This is a genomic window from Kitasatospora sp. NPDC018058, from assembly GCF_044327205.1.
GTDB lineage: Bacteria > Actinomycetota > Actinomycetes > Streptomycetales > Streptomycetaceae > Kitasatospora.
Genome location: NZ_JBIRFA010000099.1, coordinates 1 through 9,297, shown reverse-complemented (window position 1 = coordinate 9,297; position 9,297 = coordinate 1). Strand labels below are relative to the sequence as shown.

At 68.6% G+C, this 9,297-nt stretch carries 9 protein-coding genes; 3 read left to right on the top strand and 6 right to left on the bottom strand.

Going from position 1 to position 9,297, the window contains the following annotated elements; genetic code table 11:
• The first annotated feature begins 140 nt into the window (after positions 1–140).
• Positions 141–1,481 carry an IS630 family transposase gene (locus ACH4E7_RS44725; protein WP_396254980.1) on the top strand — a complete coding sequence of 447 codons (1,341 nt, stop codon included), beginning with the start codon at positions 141–143 and terminating at the stop codon, positions 1,479–1,481.
• A gap of 191 nt (positions 1,482–1,672) precedes the next feature.
• On the opposite strand, the gene ACH4E7_RS44720 is transcribed toward ACH4E7_RS44725, so the two are convergent.
• A complete protein-coding gene (locus ACH4E7_RS44720; RefSeq protein ID WP_396254979.1) occupies positions 1,673–3,079 on the bottom strand; it encodes an IS1380 family transposase in 1,407 nt (468 codons plus the stop codon).
• Positions 3,080–3,444: 365 nt separating this feature from the next.
• Between ACH4E7_RS44720 and ACH4E7_RS44715 the strand changes: the two genes are divergently transcribed.
• Together ACH4E7_RS44715 and ACH4E7_RS44710 are read left to right on the top strand one after the other, a co-directional pair.
• Positions 3,445–3,762, top strand: a complete 318-nt coding sequence (locus ACH4E7_RS44715; RefSeq protein WP_396254978.1) for a hypothetical protein — start codon at positions 3,445–3,447, stop codon at positions 3,760–3,762.
• 148 nt (positions 3,763–3,910) lie between these two features.
• Positions 3,911–4,723 (top strand): transposase, encoded by an 813-nt coding sequence (locus ACH4E7_RS44710; protein ID WP_396254981.1) that lies wholly within the window; start codon positions 3,911–3,913, stop codon positions 4,721–4,723.
• 36 nt (positions 4,724–4,759) lie between these two features.
• On the opposite strand, the gene ACH4E7_RS44705 is transcribed toward ACH4E7_RS44710, so the two are convergent.
• The 5 genes from ACH4E7_RS44705 to ACH4E7_RS44685 form a co-directional block, all read right to left on the bottom strand.
• On the bottom strand, positions 4,760–5,509 hold the full coding sequence (locus ACH4E7_RS44705) for a PAS domain S-box protein (protein ID WP_396254977.1): 750 nt from the start codon (positions 5,507–5,509) through the stop codon (positions 4,760–4,762).
• Between the two features lie 775 nt (positions 5,510–6,284).
• Positions 6,285–6,908: a hypothetical protein gene (locus tag ACH4E7_RS44700; protein ID WP_396254976.1), complete on the bottom strand. Its 624-nt coding sequence runs from the start codon at positions 6,906–6,908 to the stop codon at positions 6,285–6,287.
• A gap of 55 nt (positions 6,909–6,963) precedes the next feature.
• A complete protein-coding gene (locus ACH4E7_RS44695; RefSeq protein WP_396254975.1) occupies positions 6,964–7,224 on the bottom strand; it encodes a hypothetical protein in 261 nt (86 codons plus the stop codon).
• A 105-nt stretch (positions 7,225–7,329) separates the two neighbouring features.
• Entirely contained in the window at positions 7,330–8,166 is an 837-nt protein-coding gene (locus ACH4E7_RS44690; RefSeq protein ID WP_396254974.1) for a transposase family protein, read from the bottom strand.
• Between the two features lie 77 nt (positions 8,167–8,243).
• On the bottom strand, positions 8,244–8,747 hold the full coding sequence (locus ACH4E7_RS44685; protein ID WP_396254973.1) for a hypothetical protein: 504 nt from the start codon (positions 8,745–8,747) through the stop codon (positions 8,244–8,246).
• Between the last annotated feature and the right edge of the window lie 550 nt (positions 8,748–9,297).

The window sequence follows — 9,297 nt, the reverse complement described above, 5'->3', positions numbered from 1 at the left end:
GCTGGTCGTACTGGCGGCGGCGAAGCCAGACCCGGGCCCGTCACAGCCACTACAAACGCCGAGGCCACACTCCATAACTGCGGTTGCAGTACTAGTGTCTTGCGCCAAAAATGGCGAGCCTAGATATGTAGACTGTTTTCATGTCACACAGGGGACCCCGCGCAGTCGAGATCGCCCTCTCGGATGAGGAGCGCACTGAGTTGTCGCGCTGGGCGGGTGGTGCGGTGCGTTCCCGTCTGGCCGAACGCGCACGGATCATCCTGGCCTGCGCGGACGGAGCATCAAACACCCAGATCGCGGCCGACTTGGGCATCACCACGGCCACGGCGGGCAAGTGGCGCTCCCGGTTCGCCGCTCAGCGGATGGCCGGCCTGGCCGACGATCCGCGGCCGGGCCGGAACAAGCCGGATCTGGTGCTCACCGAGGCCGAGCGCGCTCAGTTGACGCGTTGGGCGCGACGGGCGAAGACCGCGCAGTTCCTGGCGTTGCGCGCGAAGATCGTGCTGCGGTGCGCGGAGGGTGGGACGAACAAGCAGGTCGCCGCCGAACTCGGCATCGCCCAGGCGACGGTGAACCGCTGGCGCTCCCGCTTCATCGCCGACCGGCTGGACGGGCTGGCCGACGAGCCCCGCCCGGGCCGGCCGCCGTCGATCCTGCTCGATCAGGTCGAGGAGGTCGTCGTGGCAACCCTGGAGTCCACGCCGGGCAAGGACACGCACTGGTCTCGCGCCTCCATGGCCAAGCGCACCGGGCTCAGCAAGTCCACCATCGGGCGGATCTGGAAGAAGTTCGACCTCAAGCCGCACCTGCAGGACTCCTTCAAGCTGTCCACCGATCCGCTGTTCGTGGAGAAGGTCGTCGACGTCGTCGGGCTCTACCACAACCCGCCCGAGAAGGCGGTGGTTCTCTGCGTCGACGAGAAGAGCCAGATCCAGGCACTGGACCGGTCACAGCCGGTGCTGCCGATGATGCCGGGCATGCCCGAGCGGCGCACCCACGACTACCTGCGGCACGGGATCACCAGCCTGTTCGCCGCGTTCAACATCGCCGACGGCACCGTCATCAGCCAACTCCACCGCCGCCATCGCGCCATCGAGTTCAAGAAGTTCCTGACCGCGATAGACAAAGCCGTGCCGCGCGAGCTCGATGTCCACGTGGTGTGCGACAACTACGCCACCCACAACACCCCCGAGATCAGAACGTGGCTGGCCAGGCACCCGCGCTTCCATGTCCACTTCACCCCGACCGGCTCGTCCTGGATCAACCAGGTCGAGCGCTGGTTCGGGCTGCTGACCGACAAGCTCATCCGGCGTGGCGTCCACACCTCCGTCAAGGCCCTGGAGGACGACATCAAGGCGTGGATCGACACCTGGAACGAGAACCCACGACCCTTCACCTGGACGAAGACCGCCGACGAGATCCTGAAGTCACTCGCCGACTATCTCGCCAAGATCAACCCACCCAGCACCGAAATAGACTAGACACTTACGCTCGCCATTTTTGGCGCATGACACTAGCCTCCGTGTTTCGGTTCGCGTCGGTTGATCTGGGGTGATCTCTGTGTCGGAGGTCGCGGGGCTGCCGTGGGACGTTGGGCATGCCGAGGGCCCGGCGCGATGGCCGGGTGCTCCTGGGTCCTCGGGTCGTGGGTGGTCAGGGGCTGCTTCGTCTGTCAGGTGGCCGGTCGGGGTAGTGCCACCAGGCGGCTGAACGCCGCGGTCAGTTCGTGGCGCCAGGGCCAGGTGGCGGCGATCCGCAGGTATAGGCGGCGGGCTCCGCGCGTGATCCGGGCGGCAGCGTGCAGGAGGCGGTAGCGGAGCTTCTTGGGCTCGGCAGTGGCCAACTCGCCGTCCAGCGGCAGGGTCCGGGCCCAGGCGAGCAGGTCGATGGCGGTCAGGGACAGCTCCAGCCAGGCCTGGTTGATGGCGAAGTGGCGGGAGGGGAAGCGGCCGAAGCCGGTGGTCTTGCCGCAGCGGATGTGGTCCTCGACCCGGGCGTGAGCGCGGTGGCGGACCTCCAGGTACTGGATCGAGCCGCCGCCGGCGACGGGGGTGTCGGTGAGGAAGACCTGGTGGCGCATGCCCTCGTCCTGGTCGAACAGGGACAGCTGGGCGCCTGGGTGGGGGCGCTCTCGTCGGACGATGATGCGGGTGCCGTCCGGGTATCCGGTGAGGTCGACCAGGCCGGTCAGCTCGGCGACTTCGGCACCGGCACGAAGGGTGCTGTCCTGTTCCAGGGCCGGGTGCCAGACCTGGTCGGGTAGGACCCGGATGGCCTTGCGGACCTGTTCGGTGACGGCGTGTCCGACGGAGAAGGCGGTCTGGATTCCGCGCTGTCGCAGGGCGCGTAGGTGCGCGAGGAAGGCTTTCGCGCTGCCCGCGCTGTCGGTTCGGATGAGGACCGGGGTGCCGTGGCGGTGGGCATCGGGAATCTGCGCGAGGGCCGCATCGACGACCGTGATGTGGTCGGCTGCGGTGTTCGCTCCGGCGTTGCCGGGTCGCAGGATGCCGGCGAGGGCCTCGCCGGTGTTGTCCAGGAAGCAGAGCATCGGGTGGTATCCGAAGCCGCGTTTGTAGGTGGCGGCGGCCTCTTCTTTCTCGGAGTGGCAGGTGATCAGGGTGGCGTCGATGTCCAGGACCAGGCCTGGCAGTTGACGTCCTCCGGCGCGGGCTGGCGGTATCCCGTCCGTGGTCTCGGCGGTCTGCAGCCAAGCGACCTCGCGGGCAGCGGCCCGGGCTGCCCGCAGTGCGTTCAGGTTGTTGGTGTCGATGCCCGCCAGGACGCGCCAGGCGGTGGGGGTGGAGGCGACGGGGCCGAACACGTCGCGCTGGTCGCGGAGCACGGCCAGGTCCCGGATCGCCTCGCCTCCGTCGGCGAGCATCACCGCCAGGTCCACCGCGACGCGGCCGGGATCGTGCCCGGTCCCGCGCGGTCGCAGCCGGTGAAGGGCGTCGCTGAAGGCGCTGGTCAGCGAGGTGGCGTCGGCCAGATCCGCCAGCAGACGCGAGCCGGCGTGGTTGACCACCCCGTGCCCGTCGGCGCTGACGACGAGCTTGGGGCGTGACCGGGTAGTGTGCACGCAGAAAGTGCCTTCCTGCTGGTACGACTGGGACCTTAGACAAGCCTCATCGTTGCAGCTCAGAAAGCACTTTCGCTTTTCCGATCATGATCCGGACGCGCCCCCGGATGAAACACGCAGGCTAGTGGCCCATACCTGCCGAAGTCACCGGATCTGAACTGTTCTTCGCGTTCAACATGTCTCATGAGACGTAGGGCCGCGCTCCACCGCCGCCTGGATCGGGTCAGGGAGTCGGGCCGCAGCGCTGGCAGAGCTTGTAGGAACGTCCGCCCTTGGGCCCGGTATTGGCCTCCATCCAGGCCCGCGTCTCGGTGGTTGCTGCTGATCCGTATCCTCGCAAGTGGCTGACCGTGAGAACATCACCCGTGCTGAACAAGGATGAAGCAACCGCGCTCGTGCAAGAGCAACTGGAACTGGTCGGCGAGAAATACCGAATCAACCACCCGGATACTCCCAGGGAAATGACCGAGTTCGCGATCTCACGCGTGGACAGCGTCTCCTTCGGCTGGGTCTTCTACTGGCATCTCAAGGAGGTCATCGAAGGGCGCGCCGACCGTCCCAGGCTCGGCGGAAACGGTCCCTTCATGGTGGACCGCGAGCACCACGCTGTCCACCGAGCCGGAACCGCGAGGCATACCAGCTACTACGTCGCCGAGTACGAACGCCGGCGGAGCTCGAAGTAGTGGATCAAGGATCGACGGCACGACGATGGCTGTGCCCGACAGCCCGGCGAACCTGACCGAATACACCAAACACCGCTGTAACAACGGCGGTTCGGGGTATCCGGCGCTGCGGCTGCTGGTCCTGGTGTCCTGAGGCACCCGCACGGTCCTGGACGCGGTGTTCGGGCCGACCGCCGACGGCGAGACCACCTACGCGCCACGCCTGCTCCGCAGCCTGCGCGAGGGCATGATCGTGCTGCTGGCCCGCAACTTCGCCGCGCAGAGCCCGGTGGCCGCCATCGCGACCACCGGCGCGCAGGTGCTGGTCCGCGTGAAGAACGGCCGCCGCCTGCCCGTCCTTCACCGCAACCGTGACGGCTCCTACCTGTCCAGGCTCGGCACCGTCGCGGTCCGGGTCATCGACTGCGAGATCAGCATCGCTACGGTCACCGGCCGCCGCACCGGCCGCTACCGGCTGGTGACCACCCTGACCGACCACCGGACCCATCCCGCCGCCGAACTGATCACGCTGTATCACCAGCGGTGGGAGATCGAGACCGCCTACCTGGAGATCAAGTCCACCATCCTGGGCGGCCGTGTCCTGCGCGCCCGCACCCCAGCCGGCCTCGACCAGGAGGTCCACGCGCTGCTGGTCACCTACCAGGTCCTGCGCCTGGCCATGGCCGACGCCACCGAAACGCGCCCCCATGTCGACCCCGACCGGGCCAGCTTCACCATCGCCCTCAACACCGCCCGCGACCTGGTCATCCAGGCCGCGGGCGTCATCGCGGACACCGTCATCGACCTCGTCGGCACCATCGGCCGGCGCGTCCTGGCCGACCTCATGCCCGACCGGCGCATCCGCACCCGACCCCGCGTCGTCAAACGCGCGATCTCCAAGTACAACGCCAAAGGCACCGTCGACCGGACCAGCTACAAGGCCACCATCAGCATCAACATCCTGACCACACCAGACCCGTAACGGGTCCCCGCAGACCCTATCTACACGGCGTTGCAGCTAGTACTCCAGCAGTTCTTCGAGGTTTTGCCTGCCCAGAGGCTGCGCGGGGTGAGTGTAGTCGCTGATGTCGTCGACGATGGTGAGCAGGAAGCTGGGGCCCTCGGCGGCGTCCGCCACGACCGAGTTGCGCAGACGGACCCGCTGGTAGCCGCCGTCCCGCCGGGACAGCCGCAGTTCCGCCCGGCCACCCTCGAAGCTGGTGCGTTCCAGCAGCGCCTGGTCGTCGGGGTGGACGAACTCGGCGAAGCTGTGCTGGCGCAGCATCGCCCGGGGCCGGCCGAGCAGCCGACAGAATGCGTCGTTGACTCTGATCAGCTGGCCGCGCTCGGTGCCGTGCAGTTCGGTGATGGCCATCCCGCTGGGCGCGTACTCGAAGGCCTGCCGGAAGCCCTCCTCGCTGGCCCGCAGCTCCTGCTGTTCCTTCTCCAGTCGGGCCAGTACGCGCTGCTGTTCCGCTCGGAGCCGGGCGTTGCCGATTGCGATGGAGGCCTGCGCCGCGAACCTCTCCAGCGCCTGAAGTGATGAAGTGTCGGGTCGCTTGCCGTTATGCGGGCGGTCGACTGAGAGGACCCCGAGCAGGTCGCCGCCGGCGCTGTACATCGGGGCGAGCAGCCAGTCGGCGGGGTGCCAGTCATCGGCTTGGACGGGAAGTGGGCGGTCCCCGATCCAGCGCGGGATGTCGCTGGCGACGGCCCAGCCGCGGTCGTAGGGCAGGAACCGCAGGGCACCCCAATAGTCGCTGAGCACGAGCAGCCGGTCCCTCGCGTACGCGGTCCTCCTTGCCCAGGCCACCGCCGACTCCGAGCACACCTGGGACGAGCTGGCCGCCCTGGTCGGTGTCACCGACGAGCGGCTGGAGGATCTGGCCGAGGAGCTCGCCGCCGCCGGCGCGGTCGACTTCCTCGTCCACGGCGCGAGCACGCGCCGCACCGTAACGCCGCACCACTTCCGCCAAGACCGGCGACGGCAGGCCTGCACCCGCTGCGTCACGTGCGGTGCCTGTGCCTGCTACACCCATCCCGAGGGCGAGCGCGACCGCTGCCGACACCGCACACACCAGCTGCACACCGCCGAACAGGACATCGCCCGCTGGCGCGCCGAACTAGACGCCGGCGCCGTCTACGCCATCCCCACCAGCGGCACGCGCCTGCACCGCTGGGACTGCCCCACCCTCCAGAGCCCCGAAGCCCGCCTCGCCACCCTCCAGGAACAACTGGCCATCGACCCCGATGCAGCCAGCTGGGAGCGGCTGCCAAATCTGTCGCGCAAGCTACGCAGGTTCGAACCCTGCGCCAGCCACAGGATACGGAGAAGGCCCCTGATCTGTGGAAACGCAGATCAGGGGCCTTCTTCTTGTGCTCGAACAGCGGGTCACGCCGGATGGTCGTTTTGGGTGGTTTGTCTCACCTGGTTTCGCGCTGATCCCAGTCCTGACCAGCGATTCCGGACCAGGCGCGGACCAAAGTCAGGCCGGAGCTGTCCGGCCGATCGTGGGGGGATCAGCCAGGGCCTCGTCGTGTCGTCAGCGACCCGAAATGGTCCCCGGGCGACCGGCGAGCCAGACGGCGACCCGCTGCTGGAGCTCGCGGTTGTAGGGATCGCTATGACGGGCGATCCACTCGAGCTGCCGCAGGACGTTCTCCGAGCGGTCTGGGCGGCGCACCGCGAGTACATCGATGCCGGCCTCGCCCGTCGAGGCACAGACGAACACGCTGGCGTCCAGAGCCATCATGGCGAAGCCTGGGTGGCCCGCGTGAACGCCGAGGAATGCCGATCCCGCACCCCGGCCCATGATGTCCCAGCGCTCCAGGAGCCGGACCCGGGTCCAGAGCGCAGGCGCATCGTTGCCGCTGTGCATGTGCTCCAGAGAGGCCTGGTGCGAACGGGTGCCCTGCGGAAGCTGCACGAGGAACTCGCGCTGATGGTCGAAGAGGCCCGAGGAGACGGCGAGGTCGTACCAGTCCGCATTGAGCCGCTCGACGAGCCGTGGGGTGTCGTACCGGTGGAAGAAGCTGTCGGCTACGTCCTCGGCACGGTAGCCGCAGACGCACGGCATCGTGCCGTCCGGTATAGCGTTCGGGATGACCCTGAGGCCAGCCCGCCCTAGAGGTCGGTATACCTTGCGGTCGCGCTCCTGGATGCCCATCGGCCCATGTTCTACCAGGAGCCGTCGGCCCCCGGCCCGCCCTTTTCCTCCGCCTTCACATGATCGGCCGGACGGCTCCTAGTGGCGGGGGCACGGCCCGCCGCGCGAGCCGTTCGGTGATCAGCCGGTTGGCGTGGTCCTCGTCACCGTGGATGCACTTGGCGTAGACCCGGAGCAGAACGGTGATGCTGTGCCCCGCACGACGGGCGCACTCCGCCGGCGGCACCCCGGAGGCCAGCCAGAGCGAGATCCCGGCGTGACGGACGTCGTACGGGCGCTTGGCCAGCGGGGTGGCCTGCTCCTCCTCGCTGAACACTGAGAAAGTTCCATCGTGATTGGTGCAGGCCACCGGCCCTGGTGTGACGAGTCGTTGGGGTGCTCGCGCAGCTCACCACGGTGATCGTCGCGCGGAGATCATCGGTCACCGCGCGACTTGGTGGTGTGTCAGCACCAGCAGAGCCCGTACCAGCGCGGTCGCGTGCCGCGGGTGCATGCGCACCTTGGTCAGGATCCGGAAGGTCTTCAGGCTTGCGAAGCCGTGCTCGACCGGTGCCCGCAGGCTGCTGATCAGCCGGTTCACGACCTTCTTCGGGGGCGAGAGGCGCTTGCCGCCGCTCGCCTTGAAGCCCGTGATGACCGCCGGCTGTTCCTCGGCCCCGTCGTCCAGGCCGACGAACCCCAGGTCGGCCACCGCCCCCAGCTGAAACTCCCGCAGCCGCGCGCACAGCTTCTCGTAGCGGGCGGCCGTGATCTCGCTGCAGGCACCGCGGCGGGCCGAGGAGATCCACAACAGCCGCCCCTTCGCATCGGTGAGCGCGAGGAACAGCAGGCCATGCGCCTTGTGCTTCCCCGAGTAGTTCTTCCGGTTCGCCCGCCCGGTCCGCCGCCTGGTACGGATCAGCGTGCCGTCCAGCAGCACCACGCATCCGCTGTCCTTGGCCACCTTCGCCAGCGCGCGGTCCAGGCGGGGAGAGCGTGCGGCCAGCAGGTCGATCACCTCCAGCACCCACCGGCGCACCGTGGAGGCCGAGACCGCGTTGCCGCCGGCCAGGTCGGCCAGCCGCTCGTCATTGCGCAGGTGGGCCGGCACTATGACCGCGATCCGCCCGGCGTCCAGCTTGCGCCAGCGGGAGCGGATCGTCTTGCGGTGGGCGCGGATCAGGCCGGCCACGTAGTTGACGCTCTGGCCGGACAGCGGCAGGCGGACGGAGTAGACGAGGCTGACGGCGTCCCCGGAGGGGCTGGTGGTTTTATTCACGCATCACCCAACTCCGGCCGGGCACACCCTCGTTGCGGCGCAAATCGGCCGTTGTGTCGTGCCAGGCCGGTGGCGGGTTACCGGGGCAGGTAGCGTCCCGCAGGGGTTCGGGTGATCCAGCCGCGCTCGGCCAGCTTGCGCAGCTTCCCGCGCACCGGCTCCACCTTCGCCGGCACCGAATCCAGCCCCAGCTCACGGGCCACGTCCTTGGCCTGCAGCGGGCCGTTGCCGCCCGCGACGATCCTCATGATCGCCTGGTAGTCGGCGGGCAGGTCCTGCGGGCGAGTGTCGGGGCCACGATGGCCGATCAGCAGCTGGCCCGCGGCGCCCGGTGTCACACCGGCGCCGGGCGCGGGCACGGCGGGTTCTCCGCCGGTGGCCTCCTCCAGGGCCTGCTGCCATGCCTCAGCGTCGGGGTGCCCGGCGTCGGCGTCCTCCTGGTACTGCCGGTAGACGACCTCAGCAGCCTCCAATCGGGCCACTTCGGCCTCGATGTCAGCCAGCTGCTTGCGCAGCTGCCCAGCACGTTCTTCCAGCACCACACGACGCTCTATCAGCCACACCATCAGGTTCTGAGCCATGTCCCCTCCCTCGCGGGCCCACCGGACCCTGCTCGCAGCGTAGGAGGGCCTGTACAGAGCGTGCAGGAGATCCAGGAAAACAGCCCGGAACCGGCTGACGGATGATCTCCCCGAAACGATCACGCCCGCGACATGCGCGAGCCCCCCAACGACTCGTCACACCAGGGCCATTGACCTGCACCAATCACGATGGAACTTCCTCACTCCGGCCCGCGCGGCAGCCCAGACGACGCCGTACCCGCTCTCCTGCACCATGCCGTTCCGGAAGGTCCGGAACAGGCGGCCGTCGGGCGCGGTCCGACCGGGTCGGCGCCAGCCGAGCCTGAGCCCGGCGGGCTGGTCGAGCTGGGCTTCGGTCAGCTCCGCCCGTCGGCTCTTGCCGTTGGAGACCCAGGGTCCTGGTCGGCCTGCTGTGTGTCCTCTGCCACTGAACCTTGACCGTGTGCCACTTAACTTTGACCAACGCCGGTTTGTAACAGCGGGCGGGCAGGGCGCCATCCGGGACGCAGCAACGGCCCGGGGCCAGCCCATGACCCCACGGTGCCGGTCG

Coding starts and splice junctions, on each gene's coding strand:
- ACH4E7_RS44725 (WP_396254980.1), top strand. CDS start 141: ATGTCACACAGGGGACCCCGCGCAGTCGAGATCGCCCTCTCGGATGAG.
- ACH4E7_RS44700 (WP_396254976.1), bottom strand. CDS start 6,908: ATGGGCATCCAGGAGCGCGACCGCAAGGTATACCGACCTCTAGGGCGG.
- ACH4E7_RS44685 (WP_396254973.1), bottom strand. CDS start 8,747: ATGGCTCAGAACCTGATGGTGTGGCTGATAGAGCGTCGTGTGGTGCTG.